Genomic DNA, 26,357 nt, shown 5'->3' with positions numbered 1-26,357 from the left:
CGCCATGCCCCGTTTCCTGCTCGTCCTGCTGGGAGTGGCCTTCGGGCTGCCCCTGTGCGCCAGCGCCGCCAGCCTGCCGACCTACCAACTGCAGATTCGCGACGGTCACTTCAGCCCGCCGGTGCTCGAAGTGCCCGCCGGCCAACGCTTCAAGATCGTGCTGCACAACCAGGGACAGGGCCCGGCGGAGTTCGAGAGCACGCCGCTGCGCGTGGAGAAGGTCTTGTCACCCGGGGTCAGCTCGTTCGTGGTGATCCATCCACTCAGGCCTGGCCGCTACCCGTTCTTCGACGAGTTCCACCGCGAGCTCGCCGAAGGCGCCATCGTCGCCCAATGAAGCTGCTGCACCGGGAGTATTGCAATGAATCAGTCGCTGTTTATCGTCTGGCGGGAAAGCATCGAGGCCCTGCTGGTCATCGGTATCCTGCATGCCTGGATCAACCAGCAGGCTGAGCGGGGCCGCGCCATGACCTTGCTCTGGAGTGGCGTGGCCCTGGGCCTGCTGTTGTCGGGGGCGCTGGCGCTGACCATCCTGTTCGCCGGTGAATGGTTGGCAGGGTCCGCCGGCGAGTGGTTCCAGGCGGGCCTGGTACTGCTGGCCAGCGGGCTGATCCTGCAGATGGTCGGCTGGATGCGCCGGCATGGGCGCAGCCTCAAACAGAACCTGCAACAGGCCGCCGACAGCCACCTGCAGCGCAACGGCGGCCTCGGCCTGCTGCTCCTGGCCATGCTCGCGGTCGGCCGCGAAGGCAGCGAGACCGTGGTCTTCCTCTATGGCCTGGGCGTGCACAAGCAAGGCGCCGCACTCTGGCAGTTCGCCCTCGGCGGAGCGGCTGGCCTCGGTCTGGCGCTGCTGACCTTCATGCTGTTGCAGGCTGGCAGCCGGCTGGTTTCCTGGCGGCATTTCTTCGGCTTCAGCGAGGTCGTGTTGCTGTTGCTCGGTGCGGCCATGTTGATCGCCGGGCTCGACCGCATCAGCGGTCAGTTGATGGCCTTGGAGCTGCCCGAGCAGGTCTACGGCTGGTTCGGCGATGCCCTCTGGGACACCTCCGCCGGCCTCGATGATGCGGCGGGGCTGGGCTCGGTATTGGCCAACTTTGCCGGTTATCGCGCCATGCCCTCCCTGGCCACGGTCGCCGTCCTGGCCGGCTATTGGCTGCTGGTCGCATTCTGGTTGCGGCGCACTTCGCCCACCGTATCGCCATGCGCCCACTGAACAGCCTGCTGGCCGACCTGGGTGACGCCCTGCGCCGGCATGGGCGGCTGATTCGCGGCGTGCAATGGGCGGTCGTGGCGTTCTATTGCGTGTTGCTGGTACTGCCGGCGCTGCTGCCGTTGCCGTCCAGCCAGGCACGCATTCTCGACAACCTGACGCTGCTGGCCCAGTTCATTTTCTGGGGCGTCTGGTGGCCGTTCGTGCTGCTGTCGATCGTGCTGTTCGGCCGGCTCTGGTGCGGGGTGCTCTGCCCCGAAGGCGCGCTCAGTGAATGGATTAGCTGGCGCGGCCTGGGTCGCGGCACACCGCGCTGGATCCGCTGGGGCGGCTGGCCGACCCTGGCGTTCATCCTCACCACCGTCTATGGCCAGCTGATCAGCGTCTACGACTATGCCCAGGCAGCCTTGCTGATCCTCGGCGGCTCGACCCTGGCGGCGATGCTGGTGGGCTTTCTCTATGGGCGCGGCAAGCGCATCTGGTGCCGCTACCTGTGCCCGGTCAGCGGCGTGTTCGCCCTGCTCGCCCGCCTCGCACCGCTGCACTACAAGGTCGACGAACAACGCTGGCTGGAGAACCCGCCACCGCGGCAACCGCCGCCCAATTGCGCGCCGCTGCTGGATATCCGCCGCATGCAGGGCGCCGCCGACTGCCATGCCTGCGGGCGCTGCAGCGGGCAACGCGGTGCGGTGCAGCTGAGCGCGCGCTCGCCGAACGCCGAGGTGCTGATCGTCGGCACCCAGCACAACAGCCACTGGGACAGCAGCCTGTTGCTGTTCGGCGTGATCGGCCTGGCCATGGGCGCCTTCCAATGGACGCTCAGCCCTGGTTCGTCAGCCTGAAACAGGCAACGGCCACCTGGCTGGTCGAGCACGATAGCTACTGGCTGCTGCAGACCGATGCACCCTGGTGGTTGTTGACCCATTACCCGCAAGCCAACGACCTGTTCAGCTGGCTCGATGGCCTGCTGATCCTGTTTTACCTGTGTGCCAGCGCGCTACTGCTCGGTGGCGGTCTGTGGCTGCTGCTGCGGGCGGCGGCCTTGCTGGTGTCGCGTACCGGCAACGTCTTCGAGCACCTGGCGTTGAGCCTGATTCCGCTCGGTGCCAGCGGGCTGTTCCTCGGCCTCAGCGCCACCACCGTCAAGCTGTTGCGTTACGAGGGCCTGGCCCTGACGTGGGCACAACCGGCGCGCGCCAGCCTGCTCGCGGGGCGATTGCCTGGAGTCTGTGGCTAGGCTGGCAGGTGCTCGGCCGGCATGGCGCCCAGGGGCTGAAGCGGCTTGCGGCGTTTGGCTGCCTGTTGCTGGGCTCAGCCTGGGTCGGCTATGGCTGGTGGCTGCAGTTCTGGGGTTGGAGCTGAGTCTTACGCCCTCCGCACGGACCGCCCGGCCCGTCGCGCCTAGACTTGTTTGAAATCAAGGAAGCCCCGACTGCCGACCTTCTAGCATGTATATCCGAGCAATCCCGAGCTGCGTTGTGGGAGAGACCATGCTGACCGAACCATCACTTGTCGCACAGTTGCGCCGCCATCACCTGTTCAGCCGGCTGCCGGAGGCGGCGCTGCAGGAGGTGTGCGCCTCGGCCAACCTCAAACGCTTGCCTGCAGGCGCCTCGCTGTTCCACCAGGGCGACAAGGCCGAGCGCTTCTATTTTATCTTCAGCGGCCAGGTGAAGCTGCATCGGGTGGTCTGCGACGGCCAGGAAAAACTGGTGGAAATCATCCGCGCCGACGAATCCTTTGCCGAGGCGCTGCTGTTCACCGGCGTGCCGCACTACCCGGTCAGCGCCACCGCGCTGAAAACCTGCCAGATGGCCAGCCTGCACGGCCCACAGTACCGACGCCTACTGGAAGAGCACCCGAGCATCTGCCTGGATATTCTCGCCACCCTGAGCATCCGTCTGCACCAGCGGTTGAACGAGATCGACACCCTGACCCTGGCTAACGCCTGCCACCGGGTCAGGCGCTTTCTGGCCCAGGCCCACGAAGAAGGCAACGGGGTGATCATGCTCGATGTGCCGAAACGGCTGATCGCCTCGAAGCTGGGCATCCAGCCGGAAACCTTCTCGCGCATCCTCCATCGCCTGATCGACGCCGGGGTGATTGCCGTGCAGCGCCGACGCATCGAGATCATCGATCTACCAGGGCTGAGCAACTACGACGACTAGCAAGCCATACGTGCAGAATTGACCGAAATCAACGTCAGCCGCTGCACGGCCGTCAAACTAGACGACCTCTTGACGTTTGAAGGGTGTGCACAATGTCCAAGACACTCCAACCCTGGTCTACTCCTGCTCCGGCTGCTCCAACGTGGCGCAACTGGCGAATACCCTCGCGGTGCGTCTGGATCGTGCGGGTCTGGCGGAAATGTCCTGCATTGCCGGGATCGGCGGGCATGTCCAGGCACTGGTGAGCAAGGCCCGCTCCGGGCGGCCGATCCTCGCCATCGACGGCTGCCCGCTGCACTGCGCCAGCGCCTGCCTGGCCCAACACGGCATCGGCGCCGACGTGCATATCACCCTCAGCAGTTCGGGTCTGCGTAAACGCTATCGGCAAGATTGCAGCGAGGCAGAAGCCGACGCGTTGTTCGAGGACATGCAGCACATCATCGCCCGCCTGCGTGAGGAACAACCCGGCCCTGGCTGCGCTACGCAACCACCGCCGATGCATGGCCCGGCCGCGCCAGCGGCAGATTGACTGGAACGCCACTGACCCCAGGGTTAAAAAAACCCTAAAGGTATTTATAACCCTATTCGCGCATGGTCATATTCACCATGACCACCCATTAAAACCTTTAAATTCAATGCATTGCAGATGGCACGCGGCTTGCTCAGGATAGTTATCCATAACCGCGACACGCGTTGCATGACCGCCATGCAGGGAGTCTCCATGAAGAAAATTCTGCAACCGCTAGCTTGGTACCTGGTCCTGACCTCGGTATTGGCCATGGCCAGCGGGCTTGCCTTGAGTTTCGCCACCGGCACGGTGCTGGCCGCCAGCGGCGATCACCAGCACGGCGCCAGCGAGCCTCGGCAACTGCCGCCGCAGGGGCAGAAATGGGCCACCGATCAACCCTTGCGTGAGGGCATGGCGCACATCCGCAAAGCGCTTGAGCAGGCACTGCCGACCACTCAGGCGCCGCTCAGCAACGCTCAGGCCAACGAACTGGCACAGGCCATCGAAGCCGAGATCGCCTCGATGGTCAGCCATTGCGTCCTGCCGGAACAAGCCGATGCGACTCTGCACGACCTGTTCGGCGAACTGCTGCAGGGCAGCGAAGCCCTGCGGACCAATGGCCACCGTGAGCAGGCCATGCTGCAGGTGGTGACTACACTGAACCGCTATCCGCAGCTGTTCGACGATCCTGCTTGGCCGGCGCTGGCTATTGCCGTGCAGCATTGAGTTGCATCAGTCCGGCATCTGGGCCGTCTGGTATAACTTCTGTCACTCGGCCAAGACCGAGTCGTCAGCGCGTCACGCACAGAGCTAGCCTCCAGGCCGTTCAGGGCCGATCTTCACGCCAAACAATCAGGATGTCTTCTATGGTGCTTCATCGCGTTCATCACCAGATTCTCCGCAGTCACCATTTGTTCGAGCCGCTGAACGAAGAGCAAATGGATGAACTGATGAGCACCAGTCAACTGCTCAGCATCGACAAGGGCGAGCCTTTGTTCCGCCAGGGCGAGCCGGCCCATTCGTTCTATTTCGTGATCGCCGGCGCGGTGAAGATCTACCGCCTGACCCCGGATGGACAGGAGAAGGTGTTCGAGGTCATCGGCAATCGGCAGACCTTTGCCGAAGCCATGATGCTGATGGACACGCCCAATTACGTCGCCTCGGCCGAGGCGGTATGCCCTACTCAGCTCTACCGCATCGCCAACAGCACCTATATGCGTCTGCTCGAGAGCAATAGCCGGCTGCCCTTTGCCCTGCTCGGCAAGCTCTGCGTGCGCCTGCACCAGCGGGTCAACGAGATCGAAACACTGTCGCTGAAGAACGCCACCCACCGCGTGGTGCGCTATTTGATCACTCAGCTCGCCCGCCAACCGAACGCGGGCACCAGCTTCGAGTTGCCGATGGCCAAGCAGTTGATCGCCGGCCACCTGTCGATCCAGCCGGAGACCTTCTCGCGGATCATGCGCCGCCTGGTCGACGAGGAAATCATCACCCAGGAAGGCCGTCAGATCAGCATTATCGATCGCCTGCGCCTGGAGCAGTTCGAGTGAAATGCCTGTCTTCGCGTCTGCGCGAACAAAAAGAGTCTGTGAAAAAACTCTCACCTACTGCGGCCGCCTCCAAACGCCCGCTGCGGTGTTGCGCCACGTGAAAAGCAGGGTCATTTAGCTCACTAAACTCCCCTGCTTTTCACGCAGTGCGCCTTGCCGCGAACGCCTGGAGACGGTCTCGCGACGGCGCTCGATATTTTCACAACCTCTGAGCGCTCGCCATGTCTAAATGCCTGTATTGCCAACAAGACAATCCCCCCCAGCAACCTGAGTGCCGTAACTGCGGCATGCCCCTGCCGGCACTGGCCGATGCTGCCGGCGAACGTCGGCAGCGGCGCTTTATGTGGTTCTGCATCGGTCTGACCGTGTTCTGCGCGGTGATGATCGTCTGGCTGCCGCGCAGCATCGCCTGACGACCCCAGCATTTCTGTACCTATTCCTGCGCCTGATTGTTGGGTTACGCGACGGTTGGTTGCAGCGGGGTCTGAGTGGCTACTGGCGCCGCTAACCTGAGTGGCCCGATCTATCCTACGTCTGCTTACGGGACATAGGATGGGTTAGCCGCCGAGATATCTTTCGGTAGTGCCTCGTTTCAGGTGCGGCGTAACCCATCACAGCAACAGCGCAGCATCGCGGCTAAAGCCCCTCCTACAGGTTCCCACACGCCGACAGACACCTTAGATCCACCCAGTTTGCGCGCAACAGCGCTTCGTCGAAGCGCGGCGGCGCGAACTCTTACAAGACATCGCAGCATGCAACGCATGGTTGATACCTAGCCGTTTCTTATGCCTGGGTCAGCTGCTGGTACAACTGCGGCAGGCGCAGCGGCAATTGCTGTGGCTGGCGGATCTGGGTGTAGCCATTGGCGCCGAACATGTACGGCAGGTAATCGCCGGCTTCGCTGTCGATGGTGATGCAGAACGGCAACAGCCCCTGACGCCGCGCCTCCAGCACCGCTTCGCGGGTGTCTTCCACACCGTAGCGGCCTTCGTAGAGGTCGAGGTCGTTGGGCTTGCCATCAGTCACCAGTAGCAACAGCTTGCGTCGTTGTTTGCAGGCACCGAGCAGCTTGGTGGCCTGGCGGATGGCCGCGCCCATACGGGTGTAATAACCGGGTTTTAACGCTTGAATGCGCCCGCGGGTGTTGTCGTCGTAGCGCTGCTTGAACGACTTGAGTTCCTGCATGCGCACCTGCTGGCGGCGCAAGGAGGAGAATCCGTAAAGGGCGAAATCGTCACCCAGAGCCGACAGGGTTTCGCCGAACAACAGCAGGCTGTCGCTGATCACCTCGATTACCCGGTGCTGGTCGTCCAGGTGGGCGTCGGTGGACATCGACACATCCGCCAGCAACAGGCAGGCCAGATCGCGGCGCGTGTGGCGCTGTTCCATGAACAGGCCACGCTCGGCGCACTGACCATGCTGACGCTCGACATGAAAATCCAGCCAGGCCTGCATATCCAGCTCCGAGCCCTGGGTTGTTGACGCAGCCACTGGCGGTCGTTGCGCAGGTGCTCGAACTGGCGCCGCAGGCGTTTGGCCAATGGCGCCAGACGCAAGGGCAGCGGCTGCGGCTCGCTGCCGCGCGGCACCATCATCTGCAGGTTGACGAAGTCCTCGCGCAGGCTCTGCTTGCGATAATCCCACTCCGGCAGCTTGATGCCCTCTCCCAGCGGGATGTCGTCGACATCCGCCGGCGGCAGATCGAGGTGCAACTTGAGTCCGCCGCCCTTGCGCAGGCGTTGCTTGGACAGGGCCAGTTCGTCGAGATCCTCGGCGACCCGCGCGGCGTCCAGGTCTTCGCTGTCGTCGGTGCAGCGATCCAACTCGACATGCTCGGACCAGCTGAACAGGTTTTCCAGGCGAAAGATCAGCAGGCCACCCTTGCTGGTGCTCTCCTCGACCCGCTTGGCGCGCTTGGGTCCGACCTTCTGCTCGTCCTTGGGGGCCAGCAGGTTGCCCTCGCTTTCCTCGCCCAGTTCACAGGCCTGGGGTTCGCCAAGGTTTTCCGCCGGGTACAGCCACAGCGGCAACGGCCAGGGGGCCAGCTCGCTACGCGGAAAATGCTCGACGCTGCCCGGTTCGCGCAACGCCTGACACAACGCCATCTCCAGCGCCGCCTCGTCCTTGCCCAGCTGCGTGGGATCCGGGCGCAATTGCAGATGGGCCTCGACCAGCCGCCGGTAGCGCGGGCGCAGGGCCGGGTAGCTCTGCAACAACTGCCGGGTCCAACGCTGGTTATCGCGCGCCCAGTGGCGCATGTCGCCCGCTTGCGCGGCCAGCAGCGCCAGCCAGCGATACAGGTCCTGATTCAGCGCAACCTCGGGGTACACCGCCAGGCTCGACGGCAGGCGCAGGTTGCTGGCATCGCACCAGGCCACCGGCATTTGCTTGCAGGTGCCGGCCACCTGTTGCAGCAGGTTGCGCCGCAGCAGCAGGTCGCGCGCGCTGGCGGCTGCTACGCCGACGCCACTGGCGCCGCCCATGGCGCGAAACAACAGCGCCAGGGGCCGCTGCATACTGGCCAGTTCGACCCGCGCCTCGGGAAAATCAGGGCTGGCACGCCGGGTGATGAAGCGGTGCCAGACACTACCCACCCACTCTTCCAGTTCGACGGTAAAAGCCATCTGCTTCACCTTGCTAGCTGTGCTCCGCGCCAGAGGCCCGGAGCCAAATGCAAAAACGGCCCGCTGTACCAGCCGGGCCGAGATTTATTTAGCGCTCACGCCTCATGCCGAAACGGCTAAGGCGGCTTCGTCGCGGGCCGTGGCCCGGCTACGCTGCTTGAAGCTGTACAGGTAGCAGAGCAAGCCGATCAGGAAGAACACCCCGGCCACCAGACGCAGCCAGAAGAACACGGCCAACTGGTCGACGGTACTCATGAACGACAGCGCAGTGCCATCCGTCGGCCAACGTTGTAGTGCGACCTGCACCACGCCGGCAGCAGTGAGGAACAGGGTGATCGCCACCATAGACAGGGTCATCAACCAGAAGCCCCAGATCTCGATGGTTTGCGCCCGCTCATCCGGCGCCTCGCCGAGACCACGCAAGCGCGGCATGGCGTAGCTGATCATGGTCATCACGATCATTGCGTAGGCGCCGTAGAAGGCCAGGTGGCCATGCGCCGCGGTCAGTTGCGAGCCGTGGGTGTAGAAGTTCACCGGGCCAGGGTATGCAGGAAACCCCACACGCCAGCACCGAAGAAGGCCGTCACGGTAGTGCCCTTGGCCCACAGGGTAGCGGCGCGGTTCGGATGCTGGCGCCGCCGTTTGCCGACCATGGTGAAGGCGAACAACACCATGGCGAAGAACGGTATCGGCTCCATGGCCGAGAAAATCGAGCCGACCCACAGCCAGACCTCCGGCGCACCTATCCAGAAGAAGTGGTGACCGGTGCCGAGGATGCCGGTGATCAGGGCCATGGCGATGATCACATACAGCCACTTCTCGACCACTTCACGATCCACCCCGGTGACCTTGATCAGGACGAAGGCGAGCATCGCACCCATGATCAATTCCCACACGCCTTCCACCCACAGATGCACCACGAACCACCAGTAATACTTGTCGCGCGCGAGGTTTTCCGGGTTGTAGAAGGAGAACAGGAAGAACACCGCCAAGCCGATCAGGCCGGTCATCATGACCATGCTGATGGTGGTCTTGCGACCTTTGAGCAGAGTCATGCCGATGTTGTAGAGGAAGCCCAGTGCGACCACCACGATGCCGATTTTGGTGATGGTCGGTTGTTCCAGGAACTCCCTGCCCATGGTCGGCAGCAGATCATTGCCGGTCATCTTGGCCAGACCCGCATAGGGCACGAACAGATAACCGAGAATGGTCAGTACGCCAGCGGCAGCGAATACCCAGAACAGGATGATCGCCAGTTTCGGGCTGTGCAGCTCGCGATCGGCCTCTTCCGGTATCAGGTAGTAGGCCGCCCCCATGAAGCCGAACAGCAGCCAGACGATCAGCAGGTTGGTGTGCACCATCCGCGCCACGTTGAAGGGAATCAGCGGGAACAAGAAGTCGCCAACCACGTACTGCAGGCCCATGATCAGACCGAACAGGATTTGCCCAAGGAACAGGATCAGGGCGAACACGAAGTACGGCTTGGCCACGGCTTGCGAGGCGAATTTCAGATGTGGATTTGCAATGGTCATCTATCAGCCCTCCTTGTTTGGCGGCCAGTTGTTGGTATCGATCTTCGAAGTCCACTTGAGGAACTCCGCCATATCGTCCACTTCCCGCTCGCTCAAATTGAATTGCGGCATTGCTCTGCGCCCTGGAATGCCCAGGGGCTGCGCCTTCATCCAGGCATGCAGGAACGGCGTGAATGCAGCATCGCCGCCCCGGCGATCAAACACATTGCCCAGCTCCGGCGCGAAGTAGGCGCCCTCGCCCAGCAGACTGTGGCAGCCGATGCAGTTGTTGTTCTCCCAGACCGCTTTGCCGCGAATAACCGACTCGTTTAACTCCGAGGCGTTACTACGCTCCGGAAAGGTCTGCTCGGTGTGATAAGTCAAAGCCAGGAACACCAGGAAGAAGAACACGCTCCCCCCAAAGTAAATATTCCTGGCCATGCTCTTGGTGAAGGTCTCTGACATGGTCGCTTCCTCTTTACTTGGCCTCTCCATTCTAGAAAGCCTGCTAACGAAACCTGCTTGATCGCAATCAAGAAAGCTCGAAAGCCCGATGGTTTCACTCGGGTATGGCCAGAGGGCGGGAAACAGCGAAGAGGACGCAGACAGATAAGGCCCGACGACAAAGGCTTGCCAAACGATGGTTGGGCGCAGACATAGGGCGGGCGCAACCCGCCGCGCCTTGCATGCCCCCTACCCTGGCGGGTTGCACCCGCCCTACGCAGCCTGATCGCCGCGTCTATGCAGCGTGCATTGTAGGGATGCTCGAGGTAGCCCGGAGAAGGGCTACGAGAACAGCAGCGCCAGCAATACCCCAGCCGCCAGCACCACCGGCCAACTCAGCAGCAGCCAGCGCCACATACGCGGGGCGTGACGCAACTCCATGAAGCCATCGGCGATCAGCCAGGCCTTGCCCAAGGCCACGAGCAACACAGAACCGGTCATTAGCAGGGTCGCACCGGCATTGCCCAACTGCACGCTGGTCACGGACAGCGCGGCCAGCCCCAGCCAGCAGAGAATCAGGGTGTTTGAAGTAGACATGGCGACCTCGTCGATGCAGCGCGCTGCTCAGTTCAAGATATAAACCAGCGGAAACAACAGCACCCAGATCAGATCGACCATGTGCCAATACAACACGCCGGACTCCATCACGCTGCAATTGCCCGGGCCATAGGCGCGGCGCCGGCAGCGCTCGGCCAGCCAGCCGAGGATCACCAAGCCCAGCAGCACATGGACGAAATGAAAACCGGTGAGAATCCAGTACAGGGTGAAGAAGGTGTTGTGCTCCATGCCCAGCCCCGCGCCAGCTAGATGGCTGTACTCGCCGAGCTTCAACAGCACATAGACACTGGCCGACAGCAGCGCCGCGAGCAGCAACCATGCAGCGCGCTGCGCTCGCGCCTGGCGCACCTGCTCCTGAGCCAACGCGGCGAACAGCCCGGAGGTGAGCAGGCTCAGGGTCAACGCCAGACCGGTGGAGCTGTCGAGCAACTGGCGACTGTCGTGGAACAGCTGCGGCTGCAATGCCTGGGCCACTGCGAAGGTGAGAATCAGCAGGGCGAAGACCGTCAGCTCGGCGAGGATGAAGAACCACATCGCCAGGTCGCCCGGCAGACGCCGGACCGGGCTGGCAAGGGTTTCAAGCGAAGTGGACATCGACCACGTCCATCAGCGCGGCGACGGTCTGCGGATCGTCCGATAGCGGCTCGGCCAGGCAGGCCAGACAGGCATCCCGCGGGCTCATGCCGGAGCCGATCATGCGGGCGGTGAAGATCAGCAGGCGCGTCGAGGCGACTTCCTCCAGGTCATGCTGCTCCAGTCGGCGCAGAGCCTGCCCGAGCTTGACCACCTGGGCGGCCAGATCGGCACCGACCCGCGCCTCGTTGGCGACGATGCGTTCTTCCTCGGCCACCGGCGGATAACCGAAGCGCAAGGCGACGAAGCGCTGGCGGGTGCTGGGTTTCATGCCCTTGAGCAGGTTCTGGTAACCGGGGTTGTAGGACACCACCAGCATGAAACCCGGCGGTGCGCGCAACACCTCGCCGGTGCGTTCGAGGTACAGCTCGCGGCGGTCATCGGCCAGCGGGTGCAGCACCACGGCGGTGTCCTGGCGTGCCTCGACCACCTCGTCGAGGTAGCAGATGCCGCCCTCGCGCACCGCACGGGTCAAGGGACCATCCTGCCACCAGGTGCCCTGGGCGCCGATCAGGTGGCGACCGACCAGGTCGGCGGCACTCAGGTCGTCATGACAGGCCACGGTGTACAACGGCAAGCGCAAACGGTGCGCCATGTACTGAACGAAACGGGTCTTGCCGCAACCGGTCGGGCCCTTGATCAGCACCGGCATGCCGTGCTGCCAGGCCTGCTCGAACAACACCTGCTCGTTGCCCAGCGGTTGATAGAACGGCGCATCCAGCACGGCAGCCGCTTCGACTAGTTTCACAGGCGCATTCACAGTCCAGTACCTCACCGCGGTGATTAATCATGCCTACACGCTACCCGTGACAAGTCGCCGCGCTCAAGCATTTCATTTTCAGCACTTGATTGCCGTCAAGCACACAGACGTTGCGCCTGACTAGGATGCAGCGGCGAGAAGAGCCTAAAGAGCCACGCCGTTAGCACGCCGTTACTTAGCCGGAGTTGCCTTGGGCACTCCACGAAGGAGCACCACATGAGTATCGTCACCCGTCCATTGCTTGCCGGTATTTTCGCCGGCCTGTCGTTACTCGGCCTGTCGGTCGCCCAGGCCAATAGCAATCCCCCCGATATGACCGCCGAGGAAAAGGACTCAGCCAAACAGATCTACTTCGAACGCTGCGCCGGCTGCCACGGCGTGCTGCGCAAGGGTGCCACCGGCAAGAACCTTGAGCCCCACTGGGAAAAGACCGACGCCGACGGCAACAAGACCGATGGCGGTACCCTGAAGCTGGGCACCAAGCGCCTGGAAAGCATCATCGCTTATGGCACCGAAGGCGGGATGGTCAACTACGACGACATCCTCTCCAAGAAAGAAATCAACCTGATGGCCCGCTACATCCAGAACACTCCGGATGTGCCGCCCGAATTTTCCCTGCAGGACATGAAAGACAGCTGGAAACTGATCGTTCCGGTTGACCAGCGGCCGAAGAAGCAGCTGAACAAGATCAATCTGAAGAACGTGTTTGCCATCACCCTGCGTGATGCGGGCAAACTGGCCCTGGTCGACGGCGACACCCACAATATCTGGAAAATCCTCGACACCGGCTACGCCGTGCACATCTCGCGCCTGTCCGCTTCCGGTCGCTATGTCTATACCGTGGGCCGCGACGGCCTAACCACCATCATCGATATGTGGTACGAAGAGCCGACCACGGTCGCCACCATACGCCTGGGTTCAGACGCCCGCTCCGTGGACACCTCCAAGTTCAAGGGCTACGAGGACAAGTACCTGATCGGCGGCACCTACTGGCCGCCACAGTTCTCGATCATGGACGGCGAGACCCTGGAACCCTTCAAGGTCGTCTCCACCCGCGGCCAAACCGTGGATGGCGAATACCATCCCGAGCCGCGCGTGGCCTCCATCGTCGCGTCGCACATCAAGCCCGAGTGGGTGGTGAACATCAAAGAGACCGGGCAGATCATGCTGGTCGACTACACCGACATCAAGAACCTCAAGACCACTACCATCGAAGCCGCCAAGTTCCTCCATGACGGTGGCTGGGATGCCTCCAAGCGCTACTTCATGGTCGCCGCCAACGCCTCCAACAAGGTGGCGGCAGTCGACACCCAGACCGGCAAACTGGCTGCTTTGATCGACACCGCGAAGCTCCCGCACCCCGGCCGTGGCGCCAACTTCGTGCACCCGCAGTTCGGCCCGGTATGGTCCACCGGCCACCTCGGCGCCGATGTGGTGTCGCTGATCTCCACCGCTTCCGACGAGCCCAAGTACGCCAAGTACAAGGAGCACAACTGGAAGGTGGTGCAGGAACTGAAGATGCCGGGCGCCGGCAACCTGTTCGTCAAGACCCATCCGAAGTCCGAGCACCTGTGGACCGACGCGCCGATGAACCCTGAGCGTGAAGTTGCCGAATCGGTCTATGTGTTCGACCTCAACGACCTGAGCAAAGAGCCCAAGCGCCTGGACGTGGCCAAGGACTCTGGTCTGCCGGAAAGCAAGGCGATCCGCCGCGCCGTTCACCCCGAGTTCAATGCGACGGGCGACGAAGTGTGGATTTCCCTGTGGGGCGGCAAGGCCGATCAGTCGGCGATCGTCATCTATGACGACAAGACCCTGAAGCTGAAGAAGGTGATCACCGATCCGGCGATCGTCACGCCAACCGGCAAATTCAACGTTTACAACACTATGTACGACGTCTACTGACCCCGCGCCGAACGCGTACTTAACAGGCTGTTGAGAGATGTAGCGAGCGGCGGCTAGGCAGGGACGCCTTAAGGCGAAATCAGCCAAGGAAGCGCGGTGTACGAGTGGTACATGGGCATGACTCGCTTTAGCTCGCCCTTCGGGGCCGCGCTAAAGCGCGTTAGCCGCAAGCGGCTTTCCGCGACTGAGTTCAACCCGGCATAGCCTCACGCAGTGGTTTTTCAACGGCCTGTCAGCCACCGCCCGCCTGGGCGGTGACTGAGATCAGGAGCAAGGCCATGACCGATCGAAAGACACCACCCGAACACAAACAACCCACTGGGTTTTGGGCCCGCCTGCGCAGGCCGAGCCTGACCTATTCGCTGGGCGGCTTGCTGATTGTTGGATTTGCTCTGGGCGTCCTGTTCTGGGGCGGCTTCAACACGGCCATGGAGGCGACCAACACCGAAGGCTTCTGCCTGTCGTGTCACGAGATGCGCGACAACGTCTACCCAGAATACAAAGAGACCATTCACTACACCAATCGCACCGGCGTACGCGCGGTCTGCGCGGACTGCCATGTGCCCAAGGAATGGACTTACAAGATGCTCCGCAAGATCGAGGCCTCCAAGGAGGTGTGGGGCAAGATCATCGGCACCATCGATACCCGCGAGAAGTTCGAAGCCAAGCGTCTGGTACTGGCACGCCGCGAGTGGAGCCGGATGAAGGCCAACGACTCACGCGAATGCCGCAACTGCCACAGCCTCGAAAGCATGGCAGCCGAATCGCAGAAACAACGCGCGCGCAAACAGCACGAAATGGCCCGCGAAGACAGCATGACCTGCATCGATTGCCACAAAGGCATTGCCCACCATAAACCGCAAGGCATGACCGAAGCCGACGAAGAGTAGCGCCTCAAGCTATGGCCGCTAACCGCTAGGAGAAAACAGCATGAACATACGTATGATGACTTGCGCACTCGGGGCCAGCCTCGCCTGCGTCACCGTTCCCGCCTGGGCTGCAGCCCCGTCTGACTGGAGTTCGATCAAGTCCAGCGACATCACCCTGTTCTACCCGGGCGTCTCGCCCGTCGAATGGGTCACCAAAGGCACCGAGCATGGCGGTGCGCGGGCGCTGAGGAAAGGCGAGACCTGCGCCGACTGTCACTCCGAGGAAGCCAGCGACATCGGCAAGACCATTGTCAGCGGCAAGAAGCTCGAGCCGACGCCGATTGCCGGCAAGGCACCTTTTATCGACGTCAAGGTGCAGGCCGCCCATGACGATGAGAACCTTTATCTGCGCTTCACCTGGCAACAACCACCCGCCTCGGGTGCAGCCAAGATGGACGAGCAGAACCCGGTGAAAATCGCCTACATGCTCGAAGCCAACGACCAGGTTCAGCTGGCTTCCCAGGGCGGCTGCTGGGGTAGCTGCCATGGCGACGCACGCACCATGCCCGGTGCCGACGAGCACAAGACCAAGTACGTCAAGGATGGCTCGCTGGCCAACGGCGTGTTCTACGACCTCAACCAGTGGCGCAGCGGCGAAAACAAGGCCTACGACGGCTATGTCGCCGAAGAGCGGGTCATGGAAGGTGGCCAGGCTCTGGTCGGCGCCACCGGCAAGCTCGACGGCAACACCTGGACGGTCGATTTCACCCGCAAGTTTGCCGGTGGCGAAGGCGATGTGACCCTCGAGCCGGGCAAGACCTACAACTTCGGTTTCGCCATCCACGACGACAATGCCACCGGGCGCTACCACCATGTATCGCTGGGCTACACCCTGGGCATAGACGCCGAAGCCGGCATCCAAGCGCTCAAGCAGTAGCCTGCCCTGCGCCGACCGCGGTCGGCGCAGTACTACTTGATATGGGTCAAGGCCCCTCAACAAGCGCCACTGCATTCTGCTCCCATTGCATTAGGGACCACCGCCATGCCGCTAGCCCAATCCGCTTCACGTGCCCTGGGACAGCTTCTGCTGGTGCTTCTACCTTTTTCCCTGGCCCAGGCCCAGGCCGAGGCGCCCGGCGCCGAACGCCAAGCCCAGCTGCAAAACCTCTTGGCACAGGACTGTGGTTCCTGCCACGGCCTGCGCATGACCGGTGGGCTAGGCCCCGCCCTGACCCGCCAGGCCCTGGCCAACCAACCTCGCGAATCACTGATCGCCACCGTGACCCACGGCCGCCCCGGTACCGCCATGCCGCCCTGGAATGCCCTGCTCAGTGAGTCGGACATCGCCTGGTTGGTCGATCGCCTCCTCGAAGGATACCCAACGCCATGATTCGTTCGACCCTGTTGCTGGCCGCGGTCAGCCTGTTGCTCAGCGCCTGCGCGCAATCACCGCTGCGCGGCAGCGGCGATCTGGGCGTGGTGGTGGAGCGCGCCACCGGCAGCCTGCAGATTATCGAAAGCAGCCAGCAGACCAGCCTGGCGCGGATCGAGGGCCTGGGCGACCTGTCCCACGCCTCGGTGGTGTTCTCCCGCGATCAACGCTACGCCTACGTCTTCGGCCGCGACGGTGGCCTGAGCAAGATCGACCTGCTGCACATGCGCCTCGACAAGCGGGTGATCCAAGCCGGCAACAGCATCGGCGGTGCCATTAGCCAGGACGGCAGCCTGATCGCCGTGGGCAACTACGAGCCGGGCGGGGTCAAAGTATTCGATGCGCAAACCCTGGCACTGGTGGCCGATATTCCCGCCACGCCACTGGCCGACGGCAGCAAGCATTCGCGGGTGGTCGGGGTGGTCGATGCGCCCGACCGCCGTTTCGTCTTCAGCCTGTTCGACACCGGCGAGATTTGGATCGCCGACTTCAGCCAGGGCAACACCCCGGCGATCAGTCGTTTCACCGACGTCGGCAACCAGCCCTACGACGCCTTGCTGACCCCGGACGGTCGCTACTACCTGGCCGGCCTTTTCGGCGAAGACGGCATGGCCAAGCTCGACCTCTGGCACCCGGAACGCGGCGTCCAACGGGTACTCGGCAACTATGGCCGCGGCCAGCAGAAACTCCCGGTGTATAAGATGCCGCACCTGGAGGGCTGGGCGGTTGCTGGCGATCAGGCCTTCGTCCCGGCGGTAGGCCGGCATCAGGTGCTGGTGATGGATTCGCAGAACTGGCAGCAGACCGCCGCCATCGAGGTCGCCGGCCAGCCGGTGTTCGTCATGGCGCGCCCCGACGCCCGGCAGATCTGGGTCAATTTCGCTCACCCGGACAACCACCGGGTGCAGGTCATCGACAGCGAAACCCATAAAATCATCGCCGACCTGCAGCCCGGCCCCGCCGTGTTGCACATGGAGTTCACCGCCCGCGGCGACCAACTCTGGCTGTCGGTGCGCGACGGTGGCGAGATCCAGGTCTGGGATCCCTACCGGGTTGAATTGCTCCAGCGTTTGCCGGCGGCGAGCCCGAGCGGCATCTTCTTCAGCAGCCGCGCTCACCAGATAGGGCTATAGGATGAACATCGATCCGCTCAGCAGCCGTTTGATCGAGCGCTTCCAGCATGGCATGCCGCTGTGCGCCGAACCTTACCGGGTCATGGCCGACACCCTCGGTTGCGCGGAAGCCGACGTGCTCGCCTGCCTCGAACGACTGCGCGCAGCCGGCAGCCTGTCGCGCATCGGCCCGGTGTTCGACCACAGCCGCGCTGGCGCCAGTACCCTGGTCGCGCTGGCGGTACCGGAGGCGCGCCTGGAACAAGTGGCCGAACGCATCAGCCGCTACCCCGAAGTCAATCACAACTACCTGCGCGAGCATGCTTACAACCTGTGGTTCGTGCTGACCGGCCCGGACCGAGCACACCTCGACCGGCTGCTCGACGAGATCGAAGCCGATTCCGGCCTGCGCCCACTCGACCTGCCGATGCGTAACGCCTATCGCATCGACCTGGGTTTTCCCTTGGTGGATTTACCATGAACCACGCGCTATCCCCCGCTCAGGCTATCAGCCTGCGCCGCCTGCTGGAAACCGGCTTGCCGCTGGCGCCGCGCCCTTACCAGGTGCTCGCCGAACAGATCGGCGTCGACGAAGCGGCGGTAGTCGAACAGATGCAGCAGTGGCAGGCGGAGGGTCTGTTTCGCCGCGTCGGCCTGGTGCTCAAACACCGTGCCCTGGGCTTTCTGGCCAACGCCATGCTGGTGATGGACATTCCCGACGAGCAGGTCGAAGCCGTCGGCCTGCGGCTCGGTCAGGCCCCCGGCATCAACCTCTGCTACGAGCGCCCACGGCGTTTGCCGCATTGGCGCTACAACCTGTTCTGCATGGTGCATGGCCGCGAACGCGAGCAGGTGCGCCAGCAGATCGCGCGCCTGCTGGCCGAGCAGCAACTGAGCGAGGTGCCCCATCAACTGCTGTTCAGTAGCCGCGCCTTCAAACAATGCGGCGGCCGTTACGCACCCGCGGAAACCGAAGCGGTGCGCCATGGATGAGCTCGACCGGCGCCTGCTCAATCGCCTGCAGCTCGGCCTGCCCCTGGTGCGCCACCCCTGGCAGGCACTGGCCGATGAACTGGACAGCGACGCCGAGCACCTGCGTAACCGCGTACAAGCGCTGCTGGACGATGGCACCCTGAGCCGCTTCGGGCCGATGTTCGACATCGAACGGCTCGGCGGCGCCTTCACCCTCGCCGCTTTGGCCGTGCCGGAAGAGCGCTTCGACGAAGTCGCCGAGCAGCTCAATGGCATGCCTGAAGTGGCGCACAACTACCGCCGCGAGCACGCCTGGAACATGTGGTTCGTGCTCGGCTGCGCAACGCCGCAGGGCATTCTCGACACCCTGCAACGCATCGAAAGCGAGACTGGGCTGACGGTGCTCAACCTGCCCAAGGAGGAGACCTACCATGTCGGCTTGCACTTCCCCGTCTGAAGATCAGCTAACCCGCCGCCTGGTCGAACTCACCGAGGCCGGCCTGCCGCTACTGGACGACCCCTGGGCCTGGCTCGCCGAACAGTTGCAGCTGAGCGTCGAGGCGACCCTGGCGCTGCTGCAACGGCTGCAAACCGATGGCGCTATCCGCCGTATCGCCGCAGTGCCCAACCACTATCGTCTGGGTTATCGGCACAACGGCATGACCGTATGGGACGTGGACGACAGCGCGATCGCCCGCCTCGGCCCGCTGATCGGCGCCCAGGCGTTCGTCAGCCATTGCTACCGCCGCCCGCGTCGTGAGGACTGGCACTACAACCTGTTCGCCATGGTGCATGGCCGCAGCGCCGAACAGATCGATGCCTACCGCGAACAGATCCGCAGCTTGCTCGGCACTGCCTGCCGCGCCGACGAGATGCTGGTCAGCAGTCGCATCCTGAAAAAAACCGGCCTGCGCCTGGGCGCCGCGCCGCGCTTTATTGTTTCCGATCAAGGAGCGGCAATTCTCCCTCGGTGATGCTGCAACCCTAGATCCACGCGCCATGCGTGATGCGCCCACTGGGAGCGCTGCGTTCTTCGAGGAATATCGCTCATGTTGAGAATCAGCCATTACCTGCGGGCCCTGACCGAACCGAACGCCCCCGTGCTCGGTGCCCGCGGCACCGGTCTGGCCCGTCCGCCGGTGGTGATCTGGAACCTGCTGCGGCGCTGCAACCTGACCTGCAAACACTGCTACGCCACCTCCGCCGACAGCGCGTTCCGCGACGAACTGGACACCAGCGAAGCTCTGCGGGTGATCGACGACCTGCATGACGCCGGGGTGCGTGTGCTGATCCTTTCCGGCGGCGAACCCTTGCTCCGCAAGGACATCTTGCAACTCGCCGAGTACGCCCGCGACCGAGGCTTCTTCGTCGCCCTGTCCACCAATGGCACGCTGATCGACGAGAGCAACATCGAACAGATCGCCGCCGCGCGTTTCGACTACGTCGGCATCAGCATCGACGGCCTGGAGGCCGTGCACGATGAATGGCGTCAGCTCAAGGGCAGCTTCGCCGCCTCCCTGCGCGCCGTCGACCTGTGTCGCCAGCACGACATTCGCGTCGGCCTGCGCACCACCCTGACCCAGCACAGCTACCCGCAACTGCCGGCACTGCTGGCCCTGATACGCGAGCACGACGTGCAGAAGTTCTACCTCTCGCACCTCAACTACAGCGGGCGCGGCAAGCGCAGTCGCAGTCGCAAGGCCGATGCCCATCACCAGATGACCCGCGACGCCATGCAGCAATTGTTCGCCCAGGCCTGGGACGATGTGCAGAACGGCCGCGAGACCGACTTCGTCAGCGGCAACAACGACGCCGACGCCGTGCTGCTGCTGCAATGGGTCGAGACGCACCTGCCACACCACCGCGAACGCCTCGAAGGCATGCTCCGGGCCTGGGGCGGCAACGCCTCCGGCAGCGGCATCGCCAATATCGACAACATCGGCGACGTGCACCCGGACACCTACTGGTGGCAGCACAGCGTTGGCAACGTACGCCGGCAATCCTTCCGCGAAATCTGGCTGGATCAGCCACAGCCCTTGCTCACGCAACTGCGCCAACACCCGCGAGCGGTCACCGGGCGCTGCGCCCAGTGCCGCTGGCTGTCGATCTGCAACGGCAACACCCGCACCCGCGCCTGGGCCGAAGGCGATCTGTGGGGCGAAGACCCCGGCTGCTACCTGAGCGACAAGGAAATCGGCCTGCAACCCGTGCAGCACATCGACAGCGTGACGCTTTGAGCAGCTGTCGAAGCCCCCGGTCAGAAGCGTCACCCAGCTCTATCAGACGATAATTCCAGGAGTTCGCATGGATATGCCCATCACACTTCCCGCTTCGCTGTGCGCCACCCTCGCCCCTGGCGAAGTCGCATTGGTCGGCGCCGGCCCCGGCGACCCGGGTCTCCTTACCCTGCGCGCCTGGAGCCTGCTGCAACAGGCCGACGCCGTGGTCTACGACCGTCTGGTCAGCCCCGCGCTGTTGGAATTGCTACCCGGCAGCTGCCAGACCCATTACGTCGGCAAGGCCAGCGGTTGTCACAGCCTGCCGCAACCTGAAATCAACCAGTTGCTCGCCGATCTGGCCGCGCAGCATTTGCGGGTGCTGCGCCTGAAAGGTGGCGACCCCTTCATCTTTGGTCGCGGTGCCGAGGAACTGGAGTTCCTCCTCGAACGCGGCATCAACTGTCAGGTGGTGCCCGGCATTACCGCCGCCGCCGGTTGCACCGCCTATGCCGGCATCCCGCTGACGCACCGCGACCTGGCCCACTCCTGCCAGTTCATCACCGGTCACCTGCAGCAGGACGGTGAGCTGAACTTGCCCTGGAGTAGCCTGGCCGACAGCGGCCAGACCCTGGTGTTCTACATGGGGCTGGCCAGCCTCGGGGCAATCTCCAGCAACCTGATAGGCGCCGGCCTACCCGGTGACACCCCGGCGGCATTGATCGGCAACGGCACCCGGCCCGACCAGCAAGTGGTGCGCGGCACCCTGCAGCAGTTGCCGGCGATGGCCCTCGACAACCAACTGACCCCACCGACGCTGACAGTGATCGGCCAGGTAGTCGGCCTGTTCGCCGAGCAGCGCATCGAACACCCGGCACGCCTGCGCGCCGCACCGTCCCACCAGAGCAGAATGGCGGAGGTTGTATGCGACTGATTGCGCTCGCCCTGCTGCTGGCCGGCTCATTCCAGGCCGCGGCACAAGAGGCGCCCAGCGCGGCTGCCCTGGAGCAGGCCGGGCGGCTCTATACACAGCATTGTCAGAGCTGCCATGGCGCCAAGCGTTTCGGCGGTGCCGGACCGGCGTTACTGCCGGAAAGCCTTGGGCGGATCAAAGCGGATGAGGTCCGCGAGGTGATCCGTAATGGTCGCCCAGCCAGCCAGATGGCCGCCTATGCCGATGTTCTCGACACGGCGCAGATCGACAACCTGGTCAGCTACCTCTACCAGCCAGCCAGCACAGCGCCGAACTGGGGCGACAGCGACATCCGCGCCAGCCACCGCCTGCTCGCTGATCTCGACACCTTGCCGAGCACCCCGCAGCACGGCGCCGACCCGTTGAATCTGTTCGTGGTGGTAGAGGCTGGTGACCACCATGTGACTATCCTCGACGGCGACCGCTTCGAGCCGCTGACCCGCTTCCCCTCGCATTTCGCCCTGCATGGCGGACCGAAGTTCTCGCCGGACGGCCGCTTCGTCTATTTCGCCTCGCGCGACGGCTGGGTCAGCCTCTACGATCTGCACAACCTGACGCTGATCGCCGAGGTGCGCGCCGGGCTGAACACCCGCAACCTGGCGGTGAGCAACGACGGCCGCTGGGTGTTGGTGGGCAACTACCTGCCCGGCAACCTGGTGCTGCTGGATGCCCGCGACCTGTCGCTGGTCAAACATATCCCGACGCTTGGTCAGGACGGCACTCCGTCGCGGGTCAGCGCCGTGTACACCGCACCACCACGCGACAGCTTCGTGGTCGCACTCAAGGACGTGCAGGAGGTCTGGGAACTGTCCTACGCCGGCGAGCCGACCTTTATCCCGCGGCGCATCCAGACCCGCGACGTACTCGACGACTTCTCCTTCACCCCGGATTATCGCCACCTCCTGGCCACCTCGCGCAAAGCCAAGGGCGGTCAGGTGATCGACCTCGATAGCGGCGCGGCGGTCATCGACATTGCCCTGCCCGGCATGCCACACCTGGGTTCGGGCATCTACTGGAAGCGCAACGACAAATGGGTGTTCGCCACACCGAACGTCAGCCAGGGGCTGATCTCGGTGCTCGACCTGCAGACCTGGAAGTTGATCAAGGAAATCCCCACCGAAGGGCCGGGATTCTTCATGCGCAGCCACATCAACTCCGCCTACGCCTGGACCGACGTGTTCTTCGGCCCGAACAACGATGCGGTGCACCTGATCGACAAGCAGACCCTGGAGATCGCTCATACCCTGCGGCCAATGCCCGGCAAGAACGCCGCCCACGTCGAGTTCACCCGGGACGGCCGCTACGTGCTGCTCAGCGTCTGGGATCGCGACGGCGCCTTGATCATCTACGACAGCAAGACTCTGGAGGAGATCAAACGCATCCCGATGAACAAGCCCTCGGGCAAGTACAACGTCGGCAACAAGATCGAGTTCGCCGAGGGCACCTCGCACTGAGTGAGACCGACCAGGGTGACTGCTATAGTTGGCCCGCAGCCCATTGCAAGATCGCACTCTATCCGGTTGCTGCTGTCTGAGATGATAAGCCGCATTGAACCGCTGCGGTGCGGAGGCGCATAGTTGGCAGGCGCATCTATTGATTGAGATCAAGCAATAAAAAGCGCCCCCAAACTATGCTTGAACCGTTTGCAGCAGACTGCCATTGCACCAATGTTTGTCACCATAAGCTGATTCGGGCCAAAGCTGGCCCCGCAACGCATCACTATCACGGCCTAGGTACAACGTTTACCTAGCCCAATCGACGCAGGTTGCATATCTCCTGCGTCACTCGCCTTGAGGAAATACCATGAAGAAGTTTCTGATTCCGCTGTTGGCCCTGGGTGCTGCGCTGAGTATGCAATCTGCCCTGGCGGCTGACCCCGCAGCCGGCGAAGCCCTGTTCAAGAGCAAGCCCTGCGCGGCATGCCATAGCGTCGACATGAAGCTGGTCGGCCCGGCGCTGAAAGACGTAGCCGCCAAGTACGCCGGCACCGAAGGCGCGGTCGAGCTGCTGGCCGGGCGGATCAAGAACGGTACAGAGGGCAACTGGGGTCCGATGCCGATGCCGGCCAACCCGGTCACCGACGAAGAAGCCAAGACCCTCGCCGAATGGGTGCTGAGCCTCAAGTAACCTCCCAGGGACGCCATGCCTAGCGCTTTTCATAATCGGCTGTGGCGTCCTTACTCCATACTTTCCGCATGCGCCCCGCACTCACCTCGATATCCTCTCCTGGCGGCCAGTATGGTCGCAGACCGCGTATCCAGCGTACTCAGGCCCAGGCTGACGCCGATGAAGCGCAGCGCCATCACATGCGTATACCGTCGTGCCATCCCGTCACCACCACAACCTTTACCCTTCTCGTTCAGAATTTTTCTGGCCGTAGCACCTCGATGCTGCTCACGAACAAGACCATGGCGTAATTGTCGTAGTAATGCGTCTGCAGGTAGCTGGCGATTGTTGTGGCCGTATCGGCATCGCACACCACCTCAATGCGGATGTTGCCACTCGCCTCCCAGCCGGCATCGCGAATACCACGGCCGCCTTTTCCACGAGCGTCGGTGATGGTGTATCCGTGGGCACCTAACCGCTCGATATCCCGGAGCAGAGCACCCTCGACCGCTGCTTCGGTGACGATGGTCAACAGCTTGCGCGTATGTCCTTCCATTAGTTCCACCCTCCCACGAACGTGTGCGCCCACACGGCGAGCGCATAATAAATGGGGATACCCAGCAAGACATTGAACGGGAATGTGACGCCCAGCGAAGCGGCCAGCGACAAGGTGGGGTTGGCCTCGGGCACCGATATGCGCATGGCGGCGGGTACCGCGATGTAAGAAGCACTGGCGGCCAGCGTGGCAAGCATGGCTACCCCGCCGACGGACAAGCCCAGTGCCAACCCCAGCCCGATGCCCACTAACGAAGAAAACAGGGGCATGCCAATGCCAAAGGCAACCAGAAACAGCCCGTACCGGCGTAGGCTGCCCACCTGTGTCGCGGTCAGCAACCCCATCTCCAGCAGGAACAGGGCCAGAATGCCCTTGAAGAGATCGAAGAATAACGGCTTGATCGAAGACAATCCGTCAGGTCCAGCTGCCCAGCCGATGAGCAGGCCGCCGACCAGCAACACGATGCCTTTGCCCAAGAACACTTCATGGGCGATCTCACTCCAGCGCGTCTGCCGTGACAGACCGCGCGCCAAGACGATGCCGACCAGAATGGCGGGAATCTCCAACATCACCAGAAGCAGTGGCATGTGCTCTTCGAAGGCGATCTGGCGGGAGCCAAAATAGGCAACCGCGACGGCGTAGGTACCCACGCTCACCGAGCCGTAATGAGCGGCGATCGAGGCCGCATCTGCGCGCTTGAAGCGGCCCACGTAGCGAAGCACGGGAAAAGCGAGTAGTGCCAGGAAAACCCCCATCGCCACGACGGCCAGCATATCCGGCAGCAAGACAGCAAACGGCTGCTTGGCAAGTTCGACGCCGCCCTTGAGACCGATGGCGAGCAGCAACAGGATGCTCACGAACTCGTAAATTGCGGCCGGAAGACGCAGCTCAGAACGTAGCAGGCCAGCGACGAGACCCAGCAGGAAAAACAGGATAATAGGATCGATTACATTCATTGCTGTTCTCTATTTGGTAGTTTCGATGGGTTTGCAATCAAGTCGTCGAGCAGTTTCTCCATCTGCATACAGCGTGACCCTTTGATGAGCGCGGTGAGGTTGGCATGCAGGGCGTCGCGCAGCGCGGACGCTAACGCGGTGGCTGTGGAAATGAGAAGAAGCCGTTTAGCTCAATACCGCTGCGCGGCAAATCCGCCAAGCGGCGAACCAGCCCCCACATGCTCATGCGCAACCTCGCCCGTCCTGCCTACCGCCAGCTGCACGCTGCAAACGATCGCGCACCGCTTCCCACGCCATGTTGGCGGGTGGTAATTCGACTAGAACGCAGCGACTACCCCAGGTATCGATTTCGCGCAGGCGCGCATAAAGTAGCTGCCCGTACAGACTGGGACTGGTGGGCATCATCAGCCAGCGGCAGCCGACCTGGTTGGTTGCAGGGGGATGCATTGACAGCACTGCAACCGATTGTCCGAGGTTCACAAACGACTGGGTCGCCGCCTCGATGTGCGCCATCGCCATTAGTCGCAGCGGAGTATCCGGCGCGTAATGCGATGCCAGGCAACCCGGTACCCGTGGGCTGTCGCCCGCGCCCATGGAGAGCGACTCGCCGAGGATACGAGTCAGCACGTCGGGCATCACCGCTCCCGGACGCAGCACGCGCGGATACTCCCCGCTGAGGTCGAGGATGGTGGACTCCAAACCTACCGTGCACGAACCACCGTCGATGACGCAGTCCAGCGCATCGCCAAACTCTGCGATCACATGGGCTGCCGAGGTGGGACTCACGCGTCCGAAGCGGTTGGCCGACGGCGCGGCGATACCGCCGCCGAAGGCTTTGAGTAACGCCAGCGCCACGGGGTGATTCGGCACGCGCAGGCCAATCGTGTCTTGCCCGCCGGTCACTGCGTCCAGCACGCCGGGCGCGCGCTTGAGGATCAGCGTGAGCGGACCAGGCCAGAAACGTTCTGCGAGTTGCCAAGCTGAATCTGGGATAGCCCGCGCCCAGCGTTCGATCTCATCGACGGCGGCCAGGTGGACAATCAGGGGGTGATCGGCGGGGCGGCCCTTTGCCGTGAAAATCTTCGCCACGGCGCGCTCGTTGCCGGCGTCGGCCCCCAAGCCATAGACGGTCTCGGTGGGGAAGGCGGCCAAGCCGCCGCCGCGCAAAATCCCGGCGGCGCAGCCTATTTCTTCCGGTGTGTTGCCATACAGCGCCATGCTCAGACTCCAG

Annotated in this window: 27 protein-coding genes and 3 pseudogenes; 21 read left to right on the top strand and 9 right to left on the bottom strand. The window is 63.2% G+C overall.

Annotated features, from left to right (window positions below; genetic code table 11):
* Positions 1-4: 4 nt before the first annotated feature.
* The 8 genes and pseudogenes from B2D37_RS06680 (at position 5) to B2D37_RS06645 (ending at position 5,852) form a co-directional block, all read left to right on the top strand.
* The gene (locus B2D37_RS06680) at positions 5-337 is read left to right on the top strand and encodes a cupredoxin domain-containing protein (RefSeq protein ID WP_079201981.1); all 333 of its coding nucleotides are present in this window, start codon (positions 5-7) and stop codon (positions 335-337) included.
* A gap of 24 nt (positions 338-361) precedes the next feature.
* Positions 362-1,216, top strand: coding sequence for an FTR1 family protein (locus B2D37_RS06675; protein ID WP_079201980.1), 855 nt, complete (start codon positions 362-364; stop codon positions 1,214-1,216).
* Positions 1,204-2,575, top strand: a pseudogene (locus B2D37_RS06670) (4Fe-4S binding protein). The gene B2D37_RS06675 and the pseudogene B2D37_RS06670 overlap by 13 nt, the downstream one beginning before the upstream one ends.
* A gap of 128 nt (positions 2,576-2,703) precedes the next feature.
* Entirely contained in the window at positions 2,704-3,381 is a 678-nt protein-coding gene (locus B2D37_RS06665; protein WP_079201979.1) for a Crp/Fnr family transcriptional regulator, read from the top strand.
* Between the two features lie 85 nt (positions 3,382-3,466).
* Entirely contained in the window at positions 3,467-3,910 is a 444-nt protein-coding gene (locus tag B2D37_RS06660) for a putative zinc-binding protein (protein ID WP_079201978.1), read from the top strand.
* Between the two features lie 192 nt (positions 3,911-4,102).
* Positions 4,103-4,615, top strand: a complete 513-nt coding sequence (locus B2D37_RS06655) for a DnrO protein (protein WP_177345186.1) — start codon at positions 4,103-4,105, stop codon at positions 4,613-4,615.
* A gap of 140 nt (positions 4,616-4,755) precedes the next feature.
* The gene (locus B2D37_RS06650; protein WP_079201976.1) at positions 4,756-5,439 is read left to right on the top strand and encodes a Crp/Fnr family transcriptional regulator; all 684 of its coding nucleotides are present in this window, start codon (positions 4,756-4,758) and stop codon (positions 5,437-5,439) included.
* Between the two features lie 221 nt (positions 5,440-5,660).
* On the top strand, positions 5,661-5,852 hold the full coding sequence (locus B2D37_RS06645; protein ID WP_079201975.1) for a DnrP protein: 192 nt from the start codon (positions 5,661-5,663) through the stop codon (positions 5,850-5,852).
* Positions 5,853-6,222: 370 nt separating this feature from the next.
* On the opposite strand, the pseudogene B2D37_RS06640 reads toward B2D37_RS06645, so the two are convergent.
* The 6 genes and pseudogenes from B2D37_RS06640 to B2D37_RS06615 form a co-directional block, all read right to left on the bottom strand.
* A pseudogene (locus B2D37_RS06640) lies at positions 6,223-8,063 on the bottom strand (nitric oxide reductase activation protein NorD).
* 102 nt (positions 8,064-8,165) lie between these two features.
* Positions 8,166-9,595 (bottom strand): annotated as a pseudogene (locus tag B2D37_RS06635) (cbb3-type cytochrome c oxidase subunit I).
* Between the two features lie 3 nt (positions 9,596-9,598).
* Positions 9,599-10,039 (bottom strand): cytochrome c, encoded by a 441-nt coding sequence (locus B2D37_RS06630; protein ID WP_079201974.1) that lies wholly within the window; start codon positions 10,037-10,039, stop codon positions 9,599-9,601.
* Positions 10,040-10,360: 321 nt separating this feature from the next.
* Complete coding sequence (locus B2D37_RS06625) at positions 10,361-10,615, bottom strand: cytochrome C oxidase subunit IV family protein (RefSeq protein ID WP_079201973.1); 255 nt, start codon at positions 10,613-10,615, stop codon at positions 10,361-10,363.
* A gap of 27 nt (positions 10,616-10,642) precedes the next feature.
* Positions 10,643-11,230, bottom strand: a complete 588-nt coding sequence (locus tag B2D37_RS06620; protein WP_079201972.1) for a cytochrome c oxidase subunit 3 — start codon at positions 11,228-11,230, stop codon at positions 10,643-10,645.
* Positions 11,214-11,993 (bottom strand): CbbQ/NirQ/NorQ/GpvN family protein, encoded by a 780-nt coding sequence (locus B2D37_RS06615; RefSeq protein WP_177345267.1) that lies wholly within the window; start codon positions 11,991-11,993, stop codon positions 11,214-11,216. Before B2D37_RS06615 ends, B2D37_RS06620 begins: the two co-directional genes overlap by 17 nt.
* 252 nt (positions 11,994-12,245) lie before the next feature.
* On the opposite strand from B2D37_RS06615, the gene B2D37_RS06610 reads away from it, so the two are divergent.
* The 13 genes from B2D37_RS06610 (at position 12,246) to B2D37_RS06550 (ending at position 23,635) form a co-directional block, all read left to right on the top strand.
* Positions 12,246-13,934, top strand: coding sequence for a nitrite reductase (locus B2D37_RS06610; protein WP_079201970.1), 1,689 nt, complete (start codon positions 12,246-12,248; stop codon positions 13,932-13,934).
* 278 nt (positions 13,935-14,212) lie between these two features.
* Complete coding sequence (locus B2D37_RS06605) at positions 14,213-14,824, top strand: NapC/NirT family cytochrome c (protein WP_079201969.1); 612 nt, start codon at positions 14,213-14,215, stop codon at positions 14,822-14,824.
* A 40-nt stretch (positions 14,825-14,864) separates the two neighbouring features.
* Entirely contained in the window at positions 14,865-15,740 is an 876-nt protein-coding gene (locus tag B2D37_RS06600; RefSeq protein WP_079201968.1) for an ethylbenzene dehydrogenase-related protein, read from the top strand.
* 105 nt (positions 15,741-15,845) lie between these two features.
* A complete protein-coding gene (locus tag B2D37_RS06595) occupies positions 15,846-16,193 on the top strand; it encodes a cytochrome c (RefSeq protein WP_079201967.1) in 348 nt (115 codons plus the stop codon).
* Positions 16,190-17,368 carry a cytochrome D1 domain-containing protein gene (locus B2D37_RS06590; RefSeq protein WP_079201966.1) on the top strand — a complete coding sequence of 393 codons (1,179 nt, stop codon included), beginning with the start codon at positions 16,190-16,192 and terminating at the stop codon, positions 17,366-17,368. The genes B2D37_RS06595 and B2D37_RS06590 overlap by 4 nt, the downstream gene beginning before the upstream one ends.
* Before the next feature lies 1 nt (position 17,369).
* The gene (locus B2D37_RS06585) at positions 17,370-17,828 is read left to right on the top strand and encodes an Lrp/AsnC family transcriptional regulator (RefSeq protein WP_079201965.1); all 459 of its coding nucleotides are present in this window, start codon (positions 17,370-17,372) and stop codon (positions 17,826-17,828) included.
* Positions 17,825-18,340, top strand: a complete 516-nt coding sequence (locus B2D37_RS06580) for an Lrp/AsnC family transcriptional regulator (RefSeq protein WP_079201964.1) — start codon at positions 17,825-17,827, stop codon at positions 18,338-18,340. Before B2D37_RS06585 ends, B2D37_RS06580 begins: the two co-directional genes overlap by 4 nt.
* Positions 18,333-18,776 (top strand): Lrp/AsnC family transcriptional regulator, encoded by a 444-nt coding sequence (locus B2D37_RS06575; RefSeq protein ID WP_079201963.1) that lies wholly within the window; start codon positions 18,333-18,335, stop codon positions 18,774-18,776. The genes B2D37_RS06580 and B2D37_RS06575 overlap by 8 nt, the downstream gene beginning before the upstream one ends.
* Positions 18,751-19,293: an Lrp/AsnC family transcriptional regulator gene (locus tag B2D37_RS06570; protein ID WP_079201962.1), complete on the top strand. Its 543-nt coding sequence runs from the start codon at positions 18,751-18,753 to the stop codon at positions 19,291-19,293. Before B2D37_RS06575 ends, B2D37_RS06570 begins: the two co-directional genes overlap by 26 nt.
* A 75-nt stretch (positions 19,294-19,368) precedes the next feature.
* Entirely contained in the window at positions 19,369-20,556 is a 1,188-nt protein-coding gene (nirJ, locus tag B2D37_RS06565; protein ID WP_079201961.1) for a heme d1 biosynthesis radical SAM protein NirJ, read from the top strand.
* A 67-nt stretch (positions 20,557-20,623) separates the two neighbouring features.
* Complete coding sequence (gene cobA, locus B2D37_RS06560; RefSeq protein WP_079201960.1) at positions 20,624-21,469, top strand: uroporphyrinogen-III C-methyltransferase; 846 nt, start codon at positions 20,624-20,626, stop codon at positions 21,467-21,469.
* Positions 21,460-22,962, top strand: a complete 1,503-nt coding sequence (locus B2D37_RS06555) for a nitrite reductase (RefSeq protein ID WP_079201959.1) — start codon at positions 21,460-21,462, stop codon at positions 22,960-22,962. Before cobA ends, B2D37_RS06555 begins: the two co-directional genes overlap by 10 nt.
* A 349-nt stretch (positions 22,963-23,311) precedes the next feature.
* Positions 23,312-23,635: a c-type cytochrome gene (locus B2D37_RS06550; protein WP_079201958.1), complete on the top strand. Its 324-nt coding sequence runs from the start codon at positions 23,312-23,314 to the stop codon at positions 23,633-23,635.
* A 232-nt stretch (positions 23,636-23,867) separates the two neighbouring features.
* On the opposite strand, the gene B2D37_RS06545 is transcribed toward B2D37_RS06550, so the two are convergent.
* The 3 genes from B2D37_RS06545 to B2D37_RS06535 all read right to left on the bottom strand — a co-directional run bounded on the left by B2D37_RS06545 (position 23,868) and on the right by B2D37_RS06535 (position 26,344).
* Positions 23,868-24,170 (bottom strand): P-II family nitrogen regulator, encoded by a 303-nt coding sequence (locus B2D37_RS06545; RefSeq protein ID WP_079201957.1) that lies wholly within the window; start codon positions 24,168-24,170, stop codon positions 23,868-23,870.
* The gene (locus B2D37_RS06540) at positions 24,170-25,126 is read right to left on the bottom strand and encodes a sodium-dependent bicarbonate transport family permease (protein WP_079201956.1); all 957 of its coding nucleotides are present in this window, start codon (positions 25,124-25,126) and stop codon (positions 24,170-24,172) included. The genes B2D37_RS06545 and B2D37_RS06540 overlap by 1 nt, the downstream gene beginning before the upstream one ends.
* A gap of 222 nt (positions 25,127-25,348) precedes the next feature.
* Positions 25,349-26,344 (bottom strand): L-threonylcarbamoyladenylate synthase, encoded by a 996-nt coding sequence (locus B2D37_RS06535; RefSeq protein ID WP_079201955.1) that lies wholly within the window; start codon positions 26,342-26,344, stop codon positions 25,349-25,351.
* Between the last annotated feature and the right edge of the window lie 13 nt (positions 26,345-26,357).

This window comes from Pseudomonas sp. CC6-YY-74 (genome assembly GCF_002025205.1).
Taxonomy (GTDB): Bacteria; Pseudomonadota; Gammaproteobacteria; order Pseudomonadales; family Pseudomonadaceae; genus Aquipseudomonas; species Aquipseudomonas paeninsulae.
Note: the sequence above shows the minus strand (reverse complement) of the source record. Positions and strands in the feature narration are given on the sequence as shown.

Excerpts from the sequence above, each read along its gene's own strand:
- B2D37_RS06585 (WP_079201965.1), top strand. The coding sequence starts at position 17,370 with ATGAACATCGATCCGCTCAGCAGCCGTTTGATCGAGCGCTTCCAGCAT.
- B2D37_RS06610 (WP_079201970.1), top strand. The coding sequence starts at position 12,246 with ATGAGTATCGTCACCCGTCCATTGCTTGCCGGTATTTTCGCCGGCCTG.
- B2D37_RS06625 (WP_079201973.1), bottom strand. The coding sequence starts at position 10,615 with ATGTCTACTTCAAACACCCTGATTCTCTGCTGGCTGGGGCTGGCCGCG.
- B2D37_RS06575 (WP_079201963.1), top strand. The coding sequence starts at position 18,333 with ATGGATGAGCTCGACCGGCGCCTGCTCAATCGCCTGCAGCTCGGCCTG.
- B2D37_RS06605 (WP_079201969.1), top strand. The coding sequence starts at position 14,213 with ATGACCGATCGAAAGACACCACCCGAACACAAACAACCCACTGGGTTT.
- B2D37_RS06555 (WP_079201959.1), top strand. The coding sequence starts at position 21,460 with ATGCGACTGATTGCGCTCGCCCTGCTGCTGGCCGGCTCATTCCAGGCC.
- B2D37_RS06620 (WP_079201972.1), bottom strand. The coding sequence starts at position 11,230 with ATGTCCACTTCGCTTGAAACCCTTGCCAGCCCGGTCCGGCGTCTGCCG.
- B2D37_RS06595 (WP_079201967.1), top strand. The coding sequence starts at position 15,846 with ATGCCGCTAGCCCAATCCGCTTCACGTGCCCTGGGACAGCTTCTGCTG.
- B2D37_RS06630 (WP_079201974.1), bottom strand. The coding sequence starts at position 10,039 with ATGTCAGAGACCTTCACCAAGAGCATGGCCAGGAATATTTACTTTGGG.
- B2D37_RS06550 (WP_079201958.1), top strand. The coding sequence starts at position 23,312 with ATGAAGAAGTTTCTGATTCCGCTGTTGGCCCTGGGTGCTGCGCTGAGT.
- B2D37_RS06535 (WP_079201955.1), bottom strand. The coding sequence starts at position 26,344 with ATGGCGCTGTATGGCAACACACCGGAAGAAATAGGCTGCGCCGCCGGG.
- B2D37_RS06645 (WP_079201975.1), top strand. The coding sequence starts at position 5,661 with ATGTCTAAATGCCTGTATTGCCAACAAGACAATCCCCCCCAGCAACCT.
- B2D37_RS06655 (WP_177345186.1), top strand. The coding sequence starts at position 4,103 with ATGAAGAAAATTCTGCAACCGCTAGCTTGGTACCTGGTCCTGACCTCG.
- B2D37_RS06600 (WP_079201968.1), top strand. The coding sequence starts at position 14,865 with ATGAACATACGTATGATGACTTGCGCACTCGGGGCCAGCCTCGCCTGC.
- B2D37_RS06665 (WP_079201979.1), top strand. The coding sequence starts at position 2,704 with ATGCTGACCGAACCATCACTTGTCGCACAGTTGCGCCGCCATCACCTG.
- B2D37_RS06540 (WP_079201956.1), bottom strand. The coding sequence starts at position 25,126 with ATGAATGTAATCGATCCTATTATCCTGTTTTTCCTGCTGGGTCTCGTC.
- B2D37_RS06570 (WP_079201962.1), top strand. The coding sequence starts at position 18,751 with ATGTCGGCTTGCACTTCCCCGTCTGAAGATCAGCTAACCCGCCGCCTG.
- B2D37_RS06650 (WP_079201976.1), top strand. The coding sequence starts at position 4,756 with ATGGTGCTTCATCGCGTTCATCACCAGATTCTCCGCAGTCACCATTTG.
- B2D37_RS06580 (WP_079201964.1), top strand. The coding sequence starts at position 17,825 with ATGAACCACGCGCTATCCCCCGCTCAGGCTATCAGCCTGCGCCGCCTG.
- nirJ (WP_079201961.1), top strand. The coding sequence starts at position 19,369 with ATGTTGAGAATCAGCCATTACCTGCGGGCCCTGACCGAACCGAACGCC.
- B2D37_RS06675 (WP_079201980.1), top strand. The coding sequence starts at position 362 with ATGAATCAGTCGCTGTTTATCGTCTGGCGGGAAAGCATCGAGGCCCTG.
- cobA (WP_079201960.1), top strand. The coding sequence starts at position 20,624 with ATGGATATGCCCATCACACTTCCCGCTTCGCTGTGCGCCACCCTCGCC.
- B2D37_RS06545 (WP_079201957.1), bottom strand. The coding sequence starts at position 24,170 with ATGGAAGGACATACGCGCAAGCTGTTGACCATCGTCACCGAAGCAGCG.
- B2D37_RS06590 (WP_079201966.1), top strand. The coding sequence starts at position 16,190 with ATGATTCGTTCGACCCTGTTGCTGGCCGCGGTCAGCCTGTTGCTCAGC.
- B2D37_RS06680 (WP_079201981.1), top strand. The coding sequence starts at position 5 with ATGCCCCGTTTCCTGCTCGTCCTGCTGGGAGTGGCCTTCGGGCTGCCC.